Origin of the sequence: Marinobacter lipolyticus (genome assembly GCF_018424605.1) — a bacterium.
GTDB classification, from domain to species: Bacteria; Pseudomonadota; Gammaproteobacteria; order Pseudomonadales; family Oleiphilaceae; genus Marinobacter; species Marinobacter lipolyticus_B.
On record NZ_QTKT01000005.1, the window covers coordinates 1 to 16,853 of the forward strand.

15 protein-coding genes and 1 pseudogene are annotated in these 16,853 nt (G+C 60.5%); 8 read left to right on the plus strand and 8 right to left on the minus strand.

The genetic code is table 11. The features are described 5' to 3' along the window. Window positions 1–413, plus strand: a pseudogene (gene fadH, locus DYI22_RS08570) (NADPH-dependent 2,4-dienoyl-CoA reductase); the annotation flags it as partial. A 105-nt stretch (window positions 414–518) separates the two neighbouring features. After that, entirely contained in the window at window positions 519–1,538 is a 1,020-nt protein-coding gene (locus tag DYI22_RS08575) for a CNNM domain-containing protein (protein ID WP_213477653.1), read from the plus strand. Window positions 1,539–1,557: 19 nt separating this feature from the next. On the opposite strand, the gene DYI22_RS08580 is transcribed toward DYI22_RS08575, so the two are convergent. Then, the gene (locus tag DYI22_RS08580; RefSeq protein WP_213477654.1) at window positions 1,558–1,722 is read right to left on the minus strand and encodes a hypothetical protein; all 165 of its coding nucleotides are present in this window, start codon (window positions 1,720–1,722) and stop codon (window positions 1,558–1,560) included. 112 nt (window positions 1,723–1,834) lie between these two features. Then, the gene (locus DYI22_RS08585; RefSeq protein ID WP_213477655.1) at window positions 1,835–2,830 is read right to left on the minus strand and encodes a GlxA family transcriptional regulator; all 996 of its coding nucleotides are present in this window, start codon (window positions 2,828–2,830) and stop codon (window positions 1,835–1,837) included. A gap of 257 nt (window positions 2,831–3,087) precedes the next feature. On the opposite strand from DYI22_RS08585, the gene DYI22_RS08590 reads away from it, so the two are divergent. Beyond that, entirely contained in the window at window positions 3,088–4,890 is a 1,803-nt protein-coding gene (locus tag DYI22_RS08590) for an acyl-CoA dehydrogenase (RefSeq protein ID WP_213477656.1), read from the plus strand. Window positions 4,891–5,207: 317 nt separating this feature from the next. Here the strand turns inward: DYI22_RS08590 and DYI22_RS08595 are convergent, their stop codons facing one another. Next, complete coding sequence (locus DYI22_RS08595; protein WP_213477657.1) at window positions 5,208–6,500, minus strand: alkane 1-monooxygenase; 1,293 nt, start codon at window positions 6,498–6,500, stop codon at window positions 5,208–5,210. Between the two features lie 182 nt (window positions 6,501–6,682). On the opposite strand from DYI22_RS08595, the gene DYI22_RS08600 reads away from it, so the two are divergent. Further along, window positions 6,683–6,946, plus strand: a complete 264-nt coding sequence (locus DYI22_RS08600; protein WP_213477658.1) for a hypothetical protein — start codon at window positions 6,683–6,685, stop codon at window positions 6,944–6,946. 128 nt (window positions 6,947–7,074) lie between these two features. Further along, window positions 7,075–7,374: a hypothetical protein gene (locus tag DYI22_RS08605; RefSeq protein WP_213477659.1), complete on the plus strand. Its 300-nt coding sequence runs from the start codon at window positions 7,075–7,077 to the stop codon at window positions 7,372–7,374. 61 nt (window positions 7,375–7,435) lie between these two features. On the opposite strand, the gene DYI22_RS08610 is transcribed toward DYI22_RS08605, so the two are convergent. Then, window positions 7,436–9,637: a PhoX family protein gene (locus tag DYI22_RS08610; RefSeq protein WP_213477660.1), complete on the minus strand. Its 2,202-nt coding sequence runs from the start codon at window positions 9,635–9,637 to the stop codon at window positions 7,436–7,438. Window positions 9,638–9,910: 273 nt separating this feature from the next. Between DYI22_RS08610 and DYI22_RS08615 the strand changes: the two genes are divergently transcribed. Further along, window positions 9,911–11,551, plus strand: a complete 1,641-nt coding sequence (locus tag DYI22_RS08615) for a methyl-accepting chemotaxis protein (protein WP_213477661.1) — start codon at window positions 9,911–9,913, stop codon at window positions 11,549–11,551. 69 nt (window positions 11,552–11,620) lie between these two features. Further along, on the plus strand, window positions 11,621–11,983 hold the full coding sequence (locus tag DYI22_RS08620) for a DUF4870 family protein (RefSeq protein ID WP_213477662.1): 363 nt from the start codon (window positions 11,621–11,623) through the stop codon (window positions 11,981–11,983). Window positions 11,984–12,437: 454 nt separating this feature from the next. Here DYI22_RS08620 and DYI22_RS08625 read toward each other — a convergent pair whose 3' ends face one another. Continuing rightward, window positions 12,438–12,728 (minus strand): DUF6316 family protein, encoded by a 291-nt coding sequence (locus DYI22_RS08625; RefSeq protein ID WP_213477663.1) that lies wholly within the window; start codon window positions 12,726–12,728, stop codon window positions 12,438–12,440. 165 nt (window positions 12,729–12,893) lie between these two features. Beyond that, entirely contained in the window at window positions 12,894–14,222 is a 1,329-nt protein-coding gene (locus DYI22_RS08630) for an MFS transporter (protein WP_228300921.1), read from the minus strand. 133 nt (window positions 14,223–14,355) lie between these two features. Between DYI22_RS08630 and DYI22_RS08635 the strand changes: the two genes are divergently transcribed. Then, window positions 14,356–15,195 carry a 23S rRNA (adenine(2030)-N(6))-methyltransferase RlmJ gene (locus DYI22_RS08635; RefSeq protein WP_213477665.1) on the plus strand — a complete coding sequence of 280 codons (840 nt, stop codon included), beginning with the start codon at window positions 14,356–14,358 and terminating at the stop codon, window positions 15,193–15,195. A 2-nt stretch (window positions 15,196–15,197) separates the two neighbouring features. Here DYI22_RS08635 and dctP read toward each other — a convergent pair whose 3' ends face one another. Together dctP and DYI22_RS08645 are read right to left on the minus strand one after the other, a co-directional pair. Then, the gene (gene dctP, locus DYI22_RS08640) at window positions 15,198–16,301 is read right to left on the minus strand and encodes a TRAP transporter substrate-binding protein DctP (RefSeq protein WP_213477666.1); all 1,104 of its coding nucleotides are present in this window, start codon (window positions 16,299–16,301) and stop codon (window positions 15,198–15,200) included. A 147-nt stretch (window positions 16,302–16,448) separates the two neighbouring features. Then, entirely contained in the window at window positions 16,449–16,847 is a 399-nt protein-coding gene (locus tag DYI22_RS08645; RefSeq protein ID WP_213477667.1) for a DUF4168 domain-containing protein, read from the minus strand. Between the last annotated feature and the right edge of the window lie 6 nt (window positions 16,848–16,853).

The window sequence follows — 16,853 nt, forward strand, 5'->3', positions numbered from 1 at the left end:
GGGCGGGAGGGTTGGCGGAGCGTAAGCCAACTTCGTCACCCCGCAAGATTTATCTGATGCAGCGCAAGACGGGCAAGGTGGGCGGCGGGCTTGGCAAGACCTCCGGCTGGGTTCACCGCAACAGTCTCAAACACCGGGATGTGGATATGCTGCGAGGCTGCAGTTACGAGCGCATTGACGACGAAGGTCTGCACATTTCCGTCCGTGACAAGGATGGCAAGGTCACCGAGAGCCGGGTACTGGAGGTAGATAACGTGATCATCTGCGCCGGCCAGGAGCCCTTCCGGACCCTGTATGACGAGTTGGCGCAAGCCGGCGTCCGCGCTCACCTGATCGGCGGCGCGGATGTGGCCGAGGAACTGGACGCCAAGCGCGCCATCCGCCAGGGAACCGAAGTGGCGGCAGGGCTGTAACGCCCCGTCCAGCTTTGCGTCCGCCGAAGGCGGCGGGCGCAAAGCGATGGAGAATCAGTGGGCCATTCGATAGACTTCTAGCATCGCCCCGTTCACAAGGTCTTTATGACACTCCTAGTCGCATTCGCCGTTCTCTCTATTGGTTTCTCGTTTCTGTGTTCTATTCTTGAGGCGTCGCTGCTGTCGGTTACGCCAAGCTACATCGCGTCGCTCAAGAAAGAGCGCCCGGAACTTTTCGCCCGCTTGCGCGCGCTCAAGGACAACGTCGACGATCCGCTTTCGGCGATTCTCACTCTCAATACCGTCGCCCATACCGTAGGGGCGACCGGCGTGGGGGCGCAGGTGGCGGTGGTGTTCGGCGAAGCCTGGCTGGGCCTGGCGTCCGCCGTCATGACCCTGGCGATCCTGATACTTTCCGAAATCATTCCCAAAACCATCGGTGCGAAATACTGGCGCACCATCGCGCCGCGGCTGCCGGCGATACTCGGGGTCATGATCAAGGCACTGTTACCGTTTATCTGGTTGTCCAAGCAGATCACCCGCCGCATTGCTTCCAGCGAGCCGGACACCGATATACGCGCGGAAATCAGTGCCCTCGCGGAGATCGGCCGTGACCAGCAGGCGTTGGATGAAGACGAGCGGCGGATGATCCTGAACGTACTGAGGTTTCACGAGATCAAGGTCAGCGCGGTGATGACGCCCCGAACCGTCTGCAAGTTCGTGGCACCGGATATCACCACGGTGCAGTTCCGCGAGCAGGTGAAGAAGTCCCCGTTTTCACGCTATCCGGTGATCAACGGCGACGGCGAGACACTGGGCTACCTCCATCGCGCCGACCTGATAACCCTGGAAGACGATGTGAATCTTCTCGATCACATGCGCCGGGTCAAGCGCGTCAAAGGCAACACGAATATCGAACTGGTGTTCTCGGAGATGCTGCGGGAACGTCAGCACCTCGCTGTGGTGTATGACGAACTGGGCACCTGGCTGGGAATAGTGACGCTGGAGGACATATTGGAGACACTTTTGGGCACCGAAATCATGGACGAAACTGATAACGTGTCCAATCTTCGCCGCTATGCGAAGCAGCGCTGGAGCCGGCGTCTGAAAAAATACGGCTCCTGAGCGTGGGCTGGGGTGCGCTTCAGCGCACGGACTGTAGAGCGTTGAAGATGGCTTCTGCTTCTGCTGTAAGTACCTGACAACGCAGGCTGTTTCCCTGCTGTAAGGCCTGGGCTATCTGCTTCTGCTTCATGTCATAAAGCCTGTTCAGAATGTCTGCCTGGCTTTGTCTGATCGGTGCGTTCATGGCGAACCTCCCCATTTTTACACCTGTGTCGGTATTCTTTACGTTACAGGCCATGAAATGGCCCTCATTGACTGACGATGCATAACCCGCGCCAGAGGTTCGCTTCCGCACATTACCGTCCAAAGCGGGCGCGGTAGGCACCCGGAGCCAGCCCTGTGTGCTTACGAAACAGGCGACTGAACGAGCTGACATCCTCGTAACCCACCAATCGGGTCACCTCTTCAACCGCCGCCCTTGAATTCTCCAGCCGTTGCCGCGCCGCCTCAATACGCAGAAGCTGCAAGTAACCGGTCGGCGTATCGCCCGTCGCCGCCTTGAAACGACGAATCAGCGAGCGTTCTGTCAGCCCGCTTAACACCGCCAGGCCGGCCAGCGTCACCGGCTCACTGTAGTGATGATCGAGCCAGTCCTGCAGTTTCAGAATCGCGGTGTCGGAATGATACCGGCGGGCCTGCAAAGCGCTGTACGGCGCCTGGCTCGTCCGCCCCACATCAATCACGAACGCCTTGGCCAGCTCCCGCGCTACCTGCGCCCCGGCGAAGCGTTCCACCAGATAAACCCCCAGATCCCACCAGGCCATCCCGCCCCCGGCGCAGGCAACGTGGCCATCCACCGTGACCAGCTTGTCCGGCTGCAGATCCACCGTTGGGTAGCGTTGACGGAACTGCCGACTGAACCCCCAATGCGTCGTCGCCTGCCGCCCGTCCAGCAACCCGGCCTCGGCGAGCATGAACGCGCCGGTGCAGTTACTGGCCACCTGAACCTGTCCCGTGTCAGAGCTCTGAAAGCCACCCAGCCAGGCAATCAGCTCCGGATTCTCGCTCAATACCCGCTCAATTGGCCCGCCGATGGTGGGAATGATCACGAGATCGGTATCGGGCTCGGCAGGACTTCGGTCGTTCCAGGCGCCATCGGGCAGGATGATCAGCCCGTTAATGCAACGGCAGGGTGCGCCGTCTCTGGTTAGCAGACGGGTGGCGAATTGCGGTTCCGGCGATTCCCCGTTAATCCGCGCCCAGGTGACTCCGGCCAGCCGGAAGAGATCAATAATGCCGGTGATAGCACTAGCCAAAGCTCCATCGAACCCTATGACCGAAACTGTCCGCATGCATTCTCCAGCGTAGGGCATCGGCGGGGAAGTACCTCCCGGGGCTGTGTGCAGCATGGATGCTGCACTCAAGCGTACAGGGACGTATTCACAGCGTGCCCCGGGAGGTACTTCCCCACCGGTGGCCGGCCGCCGAGTACCCAATCATTAAGGGTAAAAGTATTGGTTGGCGATATTCGCCATGATTATGTCATAAATGCCGGTTTCCAGAAAAACAGAGGTATGAGAGGCTATCCGCAACAAACAGGAGACCAAGCATGACCGACACCCTGATCGACCGCCGCGACCTGGCGTTCCAGCTTTACGAAGTTCTTGATACCGACAGCCTGATCACCCGCGAGCGCTTCAGCGAACACAACCGCGACACCTTCGACGCCGTCATCGAAACCGCGGACAAAATGGCCCGTGAGAAGTTCGCCACCCACAACAGCGCCGCCGACAAAGACGAACCGAAGTTCGTCGACGGCCAGGTCGAGATGCTGCCGCAGGTCAAAGAAGCCTTCGACGCCTACGCCGAAGCCGGCTTCATCGCCGGTCGCTACGATTACGAGCTTGGTGGCATGCAATTGCCGGAATCCGTCATGGCCGCCTGCAACGGCTTCTTTACCGCTGCCAACCCCGGAACCGCCGGCTACCCGTTCCTGACCACCGCCGCGGCGAACCTTATTCGCGTATTCGGTAGCGAACAGCAGCAGACCACCTTCCTGCCGCACATGCTCAGTGGTCGCTTCAGTGGCACCATGGCGCTCACCGAGCCCCACGCCGGCTCCTCCCTGGCAGACATCCGCACCTCGGCATCGCCCACCGAAGAGGGCCATTACCTGATCAAAGGCGCCAAGATCTACATCTCCGGCGGTGAGCAGTCCATTACCGACAACATCGTTCACATGGTGCTGGCCAAGATCAAAGGCGCACCGGCCGGCGTGAAAGGCATTTCCCTGTTCATCGTCCCGAAATTCCACGTGGACGAAAACGGCAACCCGGGCGAACGTAATGGCGTCAGCCTCGCCGGCCTGATCCACAAGCTGGGTTACCGCGGCACCACCTCCACCGCGCTGAGCTTTGGTGATGACGCTCCCTGCCATGGCTACCTGGTGGGCGAACCCCACCAGGGCTTGAAATACATGTTCCAGATGATGAACGAAGCTCGTGTCGGCGTCGGTTTCGGCGCGGCGGTGATCGGCTATCGCGGTTACATGCACAGCCTGGAATACGCCAAAGACCGGCTGCAGGGCCGCAAGGCCAGCGAAAAGAACCCGGAATCGCCGCAGGTACCGATCATTGACCACGCCGATGTGCGGCGCATGCTGCTGGCCCAGAAAGCCTACAGCGAAGGCGGTCTGGCCCTGTGCCTTTACGGCGCCCGGCTGATGGATGACCAGCACACCCATCCCGACGAACAGAAGCGCATGGAAGCCGGCAAACTGCTCGACCTGCTGACCCCGGTGATCAAGGCCTGGCCCTCCGAGTACGGCCCGAAGGCCAACGACCTGGCCATTCAGGTCTACGGTGGTGCCGGCTACACCCGCGAATACCCGGTAGAGCAGTGCTGGCGCGACAACCGCCTGAACCCCATCCACGAGGGCACCAACGGCATCCAGGCGCTGGACCTGCTGGGCCGCAAGATCTGGCAGGACCAGAGCCACGGCCTGCAGCTGTTGATGCAGGAAATGCAGGTGGACCTGGAAGCGGCCACCACCGACCGCTGCCAGCAATGGGCGCTGTCCTTGAGCGAAACCCTGCAGCAGGCGGTGAAAGTCACTCAGAGCCTGGGTAAATCGCTGATGGGCGGCGACGTGGACAAAACCCTGGCGAATGCGTCCTGCTACCTGCATCTGTTCGGTCACATTATCGTGGCCTGGATGTGGCTCCGTCAGGCCAACGCAGCGGCCAATGCGCTGGCGTCAGCCAACACGGACGATGAGCGGAACTTCTATCAGGGCAAGCTGCAGGCGGCCCAGTATTTCTTCCACTGGGAGTTGCCGACGGTGGCGCAGGATCTGGTGTTGTTGCGGAATGAGGATGATACCTGTCTGAACATGAAGTCCGAATGGTTCTAAGTCTGGAGTAAGCACAAACGGTTGGTACGGCTTCCCGGGACACGCCACAAGTACATCCCTGTAGGCTCGGCTGTGGCCATCCCTGGCCACAGACGGTCCCTGAAGCTCTTCCCGGCCGACTGCGCCCAGACTCTGGGGAATGCTGCCGCCTTTGTCCCAGTCGGGGAAGTACCCTACAGGCCGGACAGCGGGCGACTGGCCCCTTCTCCCGGGACTGTGTGCAGCAGGGATGCTGCACTCAAGCCTACATGGACGTATTCACGGCGTGTCCCGGGAGAAGGGGCCAGTTGACCGCAGACTCCCAAGCCGAGAATGTCTCAGGCAGCCTCTTCAGAAGACGATCCCTTCCGGGCTTTGGCCTCAGCTGACACCGCCGCTGCATAGTCGGCGTACTTGTTCATCAGCTCTTCCTTGCGATCCGGGTCCCAGTTGATCTTGCTCAGGTCGCCCTCGTAGTGATCAATCACCCGCTTGTCCATCATCTCGTACCACCAGGACGGCAGGTACGCCGGTAGCAGCATGGAGGCGTAGCCGCCCGGCAGCTGCGGCGCGTGCTCGAAGTGGCGCAACGCCTGGAAGCTGCGCTGTGGGTGGGCGTGGTGGTCCGAGTGGCGCTGCAGCTGGTACAGGAACAGGTTGGTCACAATGTGATTGCTGTTCCAGCTGTGCTCCGGTTGAGTGCGCTCATACTTGCCCTTGCTGTCTTTCTGGCGCAGCAGGCCGTAATGCTCCACGTAATTCACCGTCTCCAGCAGGCTGGCGCCGTACGCCGCCTGAGCTGCCAGGAAAGGCACTGCGCGCGGGCCGCAGATCAGTGTGGTGGCGCCGAAGAAGCCGGCACTCATGGCCCAGCCCTGCAGCAATTCGTTGTCCAGTGTCCAGAAGCCCTTGCCCTTGCGTGCCAGCCGCGCCTTCTCAATCTTCACGGCGGACTTGATGCCACCGACCACGGTGCGCGGCAGGAATTTCCAGAAACTTTCTCCCATGCGGCTACTGGCCGGGTCTTCCGGCGTGGCGACACGTTTGTGGTGGCCAAAATTGTGCTCCACCACAAAGTGGGTGTAGCCGGTCGGTGCCAGTGCGGCCATAGCCATCAGTTTATTGAGCTTGTTGGACTTGTGGCCCAGCTCGTGGGCGGTGTTGATGCCAACGCCGTTGATGGCGCCGACCGTCAGGGTGATGCCGATTTTGTCCGACAGCGGCGTGTTTTTACGGCTGGCCAGCCAGGCGCCCATGAAGGTCATGGCGTACTGGGTGGGGATGAAGGCCTTCACGATGCGGTCGTAGTATTTGTCCTGCTCGAGGGTTTTCACCGCGGATTCCGGCGGATTGCTCTTGTCCTCACCAATGGCGCGATCCAGCGCGGGGATGATGCCGTGGACCAGGGCAGGGCCGGTCCAGGCCAGTGAACGCAATTTTTTCGGAGCCACGGCATAACCCGCCAGTGCGGCCAGGCCGATACCGGGCAGTGCCGGGCCCATCAACCACAGGTAACGTTTCGGGTCTTTCCAGTCCTTGCCGGGTTTTGACGGAGTGACAGGGGAGGTGGCGCTTTCAAGGGCGGTCTGCGTCGCCTGGCTATCCAGATTGTCACGGGTTTTTGCGTTCATTGTTGGGCTCCAGTCATCAGGATGTACTCAGACTTTATGTCGGACAATCGTACAATGCAACAGTAATCTGAAAACTGGTCGTTTTGGGCCAGAGTGCATCCGTGCCGTCTGAAACTGGCGAGTCGTGCAATTTTGAACCAGACTCAGGAGCATCGGTCACGACACACAGGGAAGCGCCGGCTATGGCCACGGGAAATCAGCCGCACCCAGCGGAAACCATTCACTGGTCCATCCAGCAATTGCTTCGCGAGTATCTGTTCTCCGGCCAGCTATTGGAGATTGTGTATCGGGATGACGCCGGCCAGGTCCGGATCGTGCACGATGTGATCCGCGATCTGTTCAATCGCGCCGGTCGGGAGTTCGTTCTGATCGGGCGAGGGCAGCTGCTGCGACTGGATCACATCGTGATGCTTGACGGCACTGAAATATCGGGGGGAATCGGCTAAAGACAGAGGAAATGGAGCTAACTTGCTGTCTGAGCTAACAAAAGAGTAATGCCGCAGTAATTGCGTCTATCTGCCGACAGCAATACACTTGTCTCCGTTGTATACATTCGCCAACGAAAGGACATGGTATGAACAAGCTTACTTTGAGTGCATTGGCTCTGATGATGACACTGGGTCTGACAGCTTGCAGTCAGGAAGACGAAGGTGCCGATTTTGAAGAAGCCGCCGAAAATGCCGGTGAGATGATGGACGATGCCGGTGATTCCATCGAAGAAGGCGCTGAAGAGATGACTGGCCAGGACGAAGGCGCCATGGGTGAACTGGAAGAAGGCGCCGAGAATGCTGGCGAAGAAATGAGTGAAGCCGCCGATGAAGCTGGCGACTCCATGGAAGAAAGCTGGGACGAAGCGACTGAAGACGAAAAGTAAGTCTCTGTTCCCGAAAAAAAGCCGACCACCTGAGTGGTCGGCTTTTTTTGTGCCTGTCGAATCAGACGGCGAGTTCTCCCCCATCTTCCCGATAGATCACAATCGTTGCTGAACGCGGTCGGTTGTCCGCCTCACCCACCGCTGTGGCATCGCCGGAACTGGCCGGCCAGGTGCTGTCGTCGCGGTTGAACTCCTCGGCGGTGCCGTTTTCGCCCGGATGCTGGATGTTCACGAACAGCGAGCGGGCATCGGCCGTCATGGTAATACCGGTGATCTCGCAGCCTCGCGGGCCGACCAGAAAACGCTTCAGTTGCACCGCTTCTGCGCTTTGACCAACCAGGGTGTCGATGGAGGCCTGGGTGGTGCCATCGGAAGTGGTCACCGTCACGCTCTCACCGTCTCCGACGGAGCCGGGGATCGCCACCAGCATCTGATTGTTGGTGGTGCTGCGGATGCCGCTGGAACCATCGTCGGTCTGCAGCCAAAGCACGCCGCGCGGGTCGATATACAGGCCATCAGGACTGGAGAATTCGTTGTCCTGGGTCAGCCCGGAAACGTTGTAGTCGGCGTCTGCATCGGCGGACGAGCCGAACAGGAAGATGTCCCACTCGAACGTGGTGGCGGCGTGGTTGGCGCTGTTTTCTTTCCAGCGAATGATATGACCGTTGGAGTTCACCGCTCGCGGGTTGGCGCCGTCCAGGTCATCCGCCGGCCGGTTGTCGGCGTTACCGTTGGTCAGGGTGAGGTAGACGTCGCCATTGAGCGGGTTAACGGCGGCCCATTCCGGTCGATCCATCGGGGTTGCTCCGACCACATCGGCCGCCAGGCGGGCGCTCGCCAGAACCTCGGCCTGAGTCTGGAAATCGTAATCCAGGCTGGTGGTGTCATCGAGCTGATAGCTCTGGGTGCCGGCCAGCTCCGGATTGTCGATGGTCAGTGCTTTCCACTGGCCAGTACCATCCTCGTTGAATACGGCGACATAAAGCGTGCCCTCATCCAGGTACTTGTCGCCCGCGACCAGCCCGGCGTTTTCGTCAGCCGGGTCCCAGGGCGCCGTGGACACGAACTTGTACATGTATTCGCGGCGGGAATCGTCACCGGAATAGATCACCACCGGCTGGCCTGCCTTGGCGGGTGCCACCCAGGCACCCTCGTGGGAGAAACGGCCGAACGCCGTGCGGACACGCGGCTTCTGGGCGGGACGGAAGGGGTCCACTTCGGTGATGTAGCCGTGGGCGTTGGCTTCGTTGCGGAAATCGTCGGTCGCGGTGGCGCCGGTTGCGGCGATACTGAACCGCGCATACTGGTCGCCAGGTACCAGATCCCACTGGCGGTAGGCCCAGGCAGCGCCGATGCCATAGCGGGCGACCCATGCCTGTTCTTTCGGGCTGAGCGCGCCAATCTCTGCGGGACTGAGCGCGGCGAAGTAGGCGTACCAGTTCTCTTCGGCCGCCAGATAGGTGCCCCAGGGGGTGTAGCCGTTGGCGCAGTTGTTCATGGTGCCGAAACGCTTGCGGCCATCCGGGGACAGGCGGGTTCTGACAAAGTCTGCACCGGCCACCGGCCCTTTCAGTTCCATTTCGGTAAAGATAGTCAGGCGGCGGTTATAGGGGGAGTCCAGCACCACCGCCCACTTGCCGTCGGTTTTACGTACCTCCACACAGGAGACGCCGTGACCGTTCATTTCACGGTCAACGATCCGCTTCAGGCTCACCAGATCGTTGGCGTCGATGGCGTCCTGCTTTGCGGTTGCAGTTTCATGCAGGGTGTTGTCTTCGAGGTTCTCGTGGTTGAGCACCAGAATGCCCCGGTCGGACACGGTGGCGTCGTACTGGCCGCTGCCATTCAGGCCGAAAAAGTGCATGCCGTCATGTTCGTCACCGGATCGGTTGTCGTAGTCCACGTCGGTGCCGTCGTTGCGGAACGGGGCAAGGCCACTGATCAGTGGGTCGCCCTTGGCGAAGAGAACGTCGGCGCGGTACCCCTCGGGCAACACAACCCGGTCTTCAAGACTGGTCGGCACGGCACGGAAACCAAGGTTCTCCGGGCTGACGGTGAGCCCGCCGGTATCCACCGGGGCTTCGCCACTGCCGCCACTGCTGCTGTCGCCACAGGCCGCCAGGCCGAAGGCACCCAGCACGCTGACCGTGGCGGCGGAAGCGGTGCCGGTCAGCAGGCGCCGGCGGGAAAATCGGGCATTGATGATCTCTTCAAACGGGCGGTTGTTACTGTTGTTGCTGTCCTCAACCGGATGGTGTCCCATCACTCTCTCCTTGGTTTCCGTTTATCACAATGGGTAAAAGGTTTCACCCTTCCGGCCGTTAAGCAGTAACGGGCAGGGCGTCCTGGGAGAGCATCGCGAATTTATGTGACACGGCGGGTTCACTGAGGTGACAGTAAAATAAAAGATTTTTGACACCCGCCCGGGGCGTGATCCACTAAAGTCTCAGTTATAAACCTGTATCAATTCTTTACTCTCGCGTAAGGCTGCTGCTGGCATGCTGTACAAGCTGATAATGATAAAAACGAGGTTGTCATGGGATTTCTTGAGCGTCCTGTGCTTGTTGCGGGGGCCGCGCTGGCCCTCGGTGTTGCCGTCGGCGCGGCATTGGTGGCGCCGTTGATCGGGCTGGACATTGCATCGGTCATGGTTGGCGTGGTGCTGGGTCTGGCCACCGCGTCGGTGTACTTTGTACTGCGGGTTCTGGAGCCTGTGGAACGCGGGCTGAAGTTGCTGGACTCGGGCCAGTTGCCTGAGAACAGTCCGTTGCGTGGGCGCTGTTCCCGCCTGCTCGCCGAAGCGGAAGCCGGACGAGCGCTGGTGGAGACGCTGTCAGGCAGCGCCGACCTGAATGCCATCTCCGCGGCTCAGGTTTCGTTTGCCGCCGACCAGTTGAAGCTGCGGCTCGATCGCCAGGTGGAAGAGACCGCGCAGATGGCGCAGGAAACCGGCCAGGTTGCCGAAACCGTGCGTGCATCCTCACGTCAGGCCACTGAAGCCGCGGTACTGGCCCGGCAGGCCAGCGAGATCAGTGCGGAAGGGCGAGCCGCTCTGTCTGACGCGATTGACAGTGTGCGCGTCGTACACCGGCAGTCTGGCGAGAACCTGACGCTTATTCAGACGTTGAACGAGAAGTCCAGTCGCATTCAGGGCGTCACCACCACCATTCAGGCTATTGCGGAACAGACCAATCTGTTGGCGCTGAACGCCGCGATAGAGGCCGCGCGTGCCGGAGATCAGGGGCGCGGGTTTGCCGTGGTGGCCGATGAGGTCAGGCAACTGGCGGGTCGCACCGCCCAGGCCACGGCCGAGGCGGCGGAAACCCTTCAGGAAATTCGCACCGACACCGCACTGATTGTAACGCGAATAGAAGACCTCGCCCGCAGTGTCGAGTCAGGCCTGAGCGACGTTGAGCGCGTGGGTGCGCAACTGGATCAGATTCGCGATCAGTCCGACCAGCTGCAACAGCAGGTCGCGCAGATTGCCGAGAGTGATCAGAGCAACGAGCAAACTCTGGATCGCGTTTTAGCCGGTATCGAAACCGTCCGTGATCAGATTTCTGAAAGTGACCACAGTGTGGTGTCGCTGGCAGAGCAGGCGAGCACCCTGATGGAATTGGCGGAGCAGGCGAATGCGGCGTTCGCCCTGCACAGTGACGCCAGTTATCACCGGTTTTTCTTCGACCAGGCGCGGGCGGGGGCAGACCGGATTGGCCGGGTGTTTGAAGAGGCAATCCGTGACGGCAGGCTGACCGAAGGGGCGTTGTTCGATAAACGCCGAACGCCCATTGCCAATACTCACCCGCAAAAGTACTCGAGTACCTTTGACCAGTTTACCGATCAGTATCTGCCACCGGTGCAGGAGCCGGTGAAGGACTCGGCAGAGGAGGTGGTGTTCGCCATTGCCACGGCTGCCGATGGTTATGTGCCCACCCATAACCGGGATTTTGCCCATCCGCCCACCGGGGATCAGCAGGTGGATCTGGTCAGAAGTCGCAGCAAGCGGTTGTTCAATGACCGCACCGGTGCCCGGTGCGGAACGCACACCGAAACCATGTTGCTGCAGACTTATCGCCGGGACACCGGAGAGATTATGCACGACCTGTCGGTGCCGGTGTTCGTTAATGGCCGCCACTGGGGCGGCTTCCGCTTGGGCTATCGTCCGGACAAACACTGAGTCGCGCGGTCGTTCCTCGGTCAGCGCCCCGGTGGTAGACTGCGGGTAAAGACCTGACAGGAGTGAGCAGTGGCTGATCAAGAATTCATTCCCGCCGATTCCGATCCCGTTGCGCGCCGGGCCGATTCCGCGCGCAACCTTGCGGTGGTGGTGTACATACTCCAGGGCCTGTCCTTTTTCCTCGGCGGCATTACCGGCCTGGTGGGTGTGATCATCAATTACGTCAAAATGGACGATGTTGCGGGCACCTGGATCGAGCCGCATTTCCGCTGGCAGATCCGCACCTTCTGGATCGGTCTGTTATGGACCGTCATTGGTATTGTGACGACGGCCATTATTATTGGCTGGTTTATCCTGTTGGGAATCTCGATCTGGTTGATTTACCGGATCGTGAAAGGGGCGCTGGCGCTGAACGACGGCAAGGCGCCATGAAACGGTCGGCAAAAAAATCGACCGGGTGTCGAAATGCCGGCGGACGCCCCCGGCACCGTGACGAGGTTCGCAGCCCGAGGCTCGGTGCATTCGAAGAAGTCTAATTTATTCATAGGCTTAGTTGATTTCATACCTTTACTGGCGCGGTCACTCTTTTGGTGGCCTGCGGGCCGTGTCGACCTCACTCAAAAGTGTCATTGCCGATATGACAATTGAACGCGGACTCGCGGGCCAACCCCGAGCGTGGGGAGTACTTGTCCACAAAAAAAAGCCCTGACCGTACTACGATCAGGGCTTTTCGGTATTCGGGGCGGCAGCCAGTGACGTCAGAGGCCGGACACCCAGTGCACCGCCATCACACCCATGGCGAACACACAGAGGGCGGTGAGTACTCGGAGCCGCCGGTGTTGGGGGATAAGCAGATCCTGCTCCCCATCTACCGGGCAGGGGCCGTTCACGACGCGACCAGTGTCTGGCGCAAGACATGAGCCTCGGCGCACAGCGCGCAATTGGATTTGCGACAGCTTGCTGAATCGTGAAGCGACAGGCCGGAATGAGCCGCGCCGTCGCCCCTGATATTCACCCCACGGTAGACCCGGATGTGACGACTCAGCGCGTTGGAGGCTTCCTGCTGACTGGCGAAGGGGCCCAGGTCAGATTGCTCGCGGGTCATGGCGTACCAGCCGAAGGCGGTATGTACCAGGCGTTTGGTGTGACTGGGTGGAATTGCTGTGGTTGTCCGCATGTTCAATCCTCGATGGAGTCAACTTCAGAACTACTGCACGAAACAACACGTCCCTGTTGTCTGTCACTTCCTCCGCAGGGTTCGATACGCCTGCTTCTAGGCTTATCATACGGAAACGCCGCACCTGTACATTGATTGCTGTGACCCAGTTCACGGTTTTTTGGGTCAATCCGCGGTCACTTCCTGTAAGCGTATGGCACTGATGGTCCCGGCCAGGCCCATCAGGCCGAGGGTCAGGATGACAGCAACGTCGGAGATCATCGAAATGAGGGCGGTCAGGCCGCCGGTGACCAGCAAAAGCAGCCCGATAACGGTGTTGCTGACGGCGGTGTAGTCTGTTCGTTTGTTGCCGCCGGCCATATCCACCAGATAGGTTTTGCGGCCCAGTCGCACCCCGGCGTGGGCAACGCTGAGGACAAAAAATGCGATCGGGTAGAACCAGAAGCCGCCGCTCTGTTCCCCGGCCAGCAGCGCGATGACGCCAACAACCAGGCAGGCTGAGCTGGCAATAGCCGCGCCGCGAATCATCACGCGCCGGCTCGAGGTGTCGGCCATCCATCCCCAGACGCTGGCGCTCAGAGAGCTGGCAAGGCTGCTGGCGAGCAGGAACACCCCCAGAAGCCAGTCGCTGTCAGCCGTTTTCTGGGCCATCACCACAAAGTAAGGCGACGCCAGTGCGGAGCACAACAGCAACGCCCGGGTGACCACAAAATGCCGGAATGGGGCATCGTCCCGCAGCAGTGATAGGCTGCGGAATGCTTCAGTCAGGGCGTTATCGCCGCCACCGGTCTCGCCCTCGTGTTCCTCGATGTTGGCAAACAGCAGGCCGGCGATCACCCACAGGCTGGCGGCCATCAGCAACAGTAAGGCGTAGAATCCGATGCCAGGGTCCCCACGGTCCCAGAACAGCAACGCCGTCAGGGCCACGGTGGCAGCGCCGCCGATGGTGGTGGCCAGTCCGGAGAGGCGGCCCCGCCGGGTTTTGGGGATGCACTTGCCCTGGACATCTTTCATGGACACCGAGCAGAACCCGCGGGCCAGGGAAAATACAACCAGCGCCGCTATCAGGCCACCCCCGGCGGCATAGCCTTCGAAGAACCAGACGCTGGCGGCCATGGCGACAACGCTCAGGGCCTGGCCGAAGCTGCCGAGCATCCAGAACCATTTGCGCACCGGCTTGCGCCGTACCCAGGCGGCAATGGCCATTTGTGGCACCATGGAGCCGGATTCCCGGATCGGCACCAGCCACGCCACCAGGGCCGGAGCCCCCACCGCGCCCAGCAACCACGCCAGCACTGTTTTCGGACTGATCAGCAGGTCACCCAGCTTGGTCAGTACATTGCTGGCCAGAATCAGAAAGAAATTACGCGGCACTTCCCGGCAGGCTTCCTCGGGGATGTCCTTGCAGACCCGGGCGTCTTCCTCGTTTGCGATCAGGGCGTACAGCTGTTCTGTGGTGTTGCCGGCTCCGGACGAAGTGGCTTTGGCAGACAAGGGAACCTCCTGTAGGAATGCGGGTAGCCGGGCATCATAACAGGGCGCGGGGCACGGCCCCAGTCGCCTTGCTCCCGTCCTGTTCTTAGGGCTTAATGCCCTGATACGACGGACAATGGCATCAGGATGTTTCATGCTCAGTTATCTTCACGGCTTTCACGCCGGTAATCTGGCCGATATTCAGAAGCACGCCGCCCAGGTACTGGCGCTTCGAATGATGCAGGCGAAGCCCAGCGGCATTGCGTGTTTTGATACCCACGCCGGCAGTGCCCTATACGATCTTCGCAGTGAGCGGGCACGGAAAACCGCGGAGGCCGACGCCGGGGTCGGCCGACTCTGGGCGCTCCGCGACCGGTTGCAGACTGACGACTGGGCGCCACTGATCGACGTGCTTGCGGATCTGAATGGCGACGTCGATGAATTGCGCCGTTATCCGGGATCGCCCGAGTGGTTTCGACGTTTGCAGCGGGATCAGGACAGTCTGACCGTGTTCGAGCTTCATCCCGCCGAGGGGGAGCAACTGGCGGCGTGGGGTGGCCGCGGCACCACCAGGGTGTTCCGCGAAGACGGGTTGCGGGGGCTTTTACGCCAGCTTCCGCCGCGCCTGCCACGGCTGATGGTGTTGATCGATCCCTCTTATGAGGTCAAGTCCGAATACCGTGATGTCGCGGACACCCTGGCAAGGGCGTGGCGCAAGTGTCGGCATGGCGTGTATCTGGTGTGGTATCCACTGCTGACCTCCGGGCTTGAGCAGGCGCTGAAGGACGCTGTCAAAAGCGGTCCGGTCTCCGCTGTGCTGTGCAGCGAGATACGTCTCGAACGACCGCCGGAGCGAGGCATGGTGGGATCGGGCCTGCTGGTGGTCAATCCGCCCTGGGGCTTCGGTGATCGCCTTGAGAAGCTGCTGGCCGACGTGTCCGGCGCTGACGGACTGTCGGTCTCGTCGGCCATGAGCTGGTTGGTTCCGGAGTAGACTCAGCGCTCGCCGTTATTGCTGGCGGCGTTCAGTTCCTGTTCGCCGCGAGCCACCATCTCCAGAACTGTCTCGAGAATTTTCCGGCCGCGCTCGCCAGCGGTTTCAACATACCGGTCACGGACCGGCAGGCTGGCCTCGCGAAAGCGCGCCCGCTCCCCGGCGGTCAACTCGACTGTGGCGATGTTGCTGTCTTCGCGGATGGTGGCCAGTCTCGATTCGTTCAGCTCTGCTTGCCTTTGGTAAATCTCCTCCGCCACTTCTGCCAGTGCCTCGTCGAGCCATCGTTTCTGATCGGTCGGCAGATCAACGTACCACTGGTGGTTGGATATGACGGAAGCGATGAATTGGGCCGGACGGGCGAAGGTCAGTGTGCTCTGCACTTCATAGAACCCCATTTCCTCGATGGCAAAGACGGGATTGGCCTGGCCATCAATGCGCTGCAATTGAAGATCGCTGTAGACCTGGGCGTAGGGGGTTGGTTGCGGATCGGCTCCGTACGCGCGGTAGCTCTCAGCGGAAATGTCGGCCGTCATGGTGCGGATCCGGAAACCGGCAAAGTCGTCTGGCGAGCGCAGCGGTTTATTGGCGCTCCAGACCATCCAGCCCTCAGGGACGAAGCCCAGGAGTTTCATGTCGTGTTCGGCGTAACTGTCGCTGAACAGATCCACCAGTTCCTGACTGGCCAGCAGATTACGGTTGACGTCGCTATCATCCGACAACACGAAATGCAGCGTGAAAACGCCCACTTCCGGTACTTTGTCGGCCAGGTGGCCCGGTGAGGCGAACGCCAGATGAACGGAGCCGTTGCGGGTCAGCTCCGTGAGCTCCGCGGAAGTGCCCAGAGAGCCGTAGGGAAAGATATCCAGTTCAATGTTGCCCTCGGAAAGCGCTTCAATTCGCTCTTTGAATTCCGTGGCGTAAGCGTGCTGAACACTGCCTTCAATTTCCTCCAGGGCGAAGCGCCAGGTAACCGGGTACTCCGGTGCTTCGTTACCGCTCGCGGCAGCCTCGGGCCCAGTGTCAGTTTGCGATTCCGAGCAGCCGGCCAGAACCATCAGCACTCCGGCCAGCAGGGGAATCGTCCCCAGGCTCCATCGTGGCATCTCTATGTCTCCAATGACGTTTTTTGCAGAATCTCCGGATAACAAGGTATCACAACACAGCAGGCGTGGTGGTTGGCCGGAATGCCCTGACGAAAAAAGCCCCGCGGTTGCGGGGCTGTGAACTGACGATGATTGCGGGGTGAGAATTTACATCAGCGCATCGATGCGGTTACGCACCTTCGGCTCACTGTTGTAAGCCGTGGCGATGGCGTTATAGGTGGGGATATCCAGATCGGCTGACTCGATCACCTCGACCATTTCGTCGTTGGCTTCCATCTGCAGTTCCTGAGCCTCGGTCTGCGACTCTGCCTTCTCGATTTTCGCCATGTATTCATCGCGGATTTCGTTGATGCCGTTCTGTGCCTCGACGAATTTTTTCAGTTCCGCGTCGTTGTAATGGGCGTTCTGGGTGCCCGCAGAGGCCGGATCACTGTAGCCTTCCTGGCCAGTCTGTGCGGGATCCGGCTGCTGGCTTTGCTGAGCCAGGGCCGGGCCGGCCGCGAGCAGTGCCATGGAGACGGTCAGTGAGGTCAGTAGCTTATTCATAAGGTT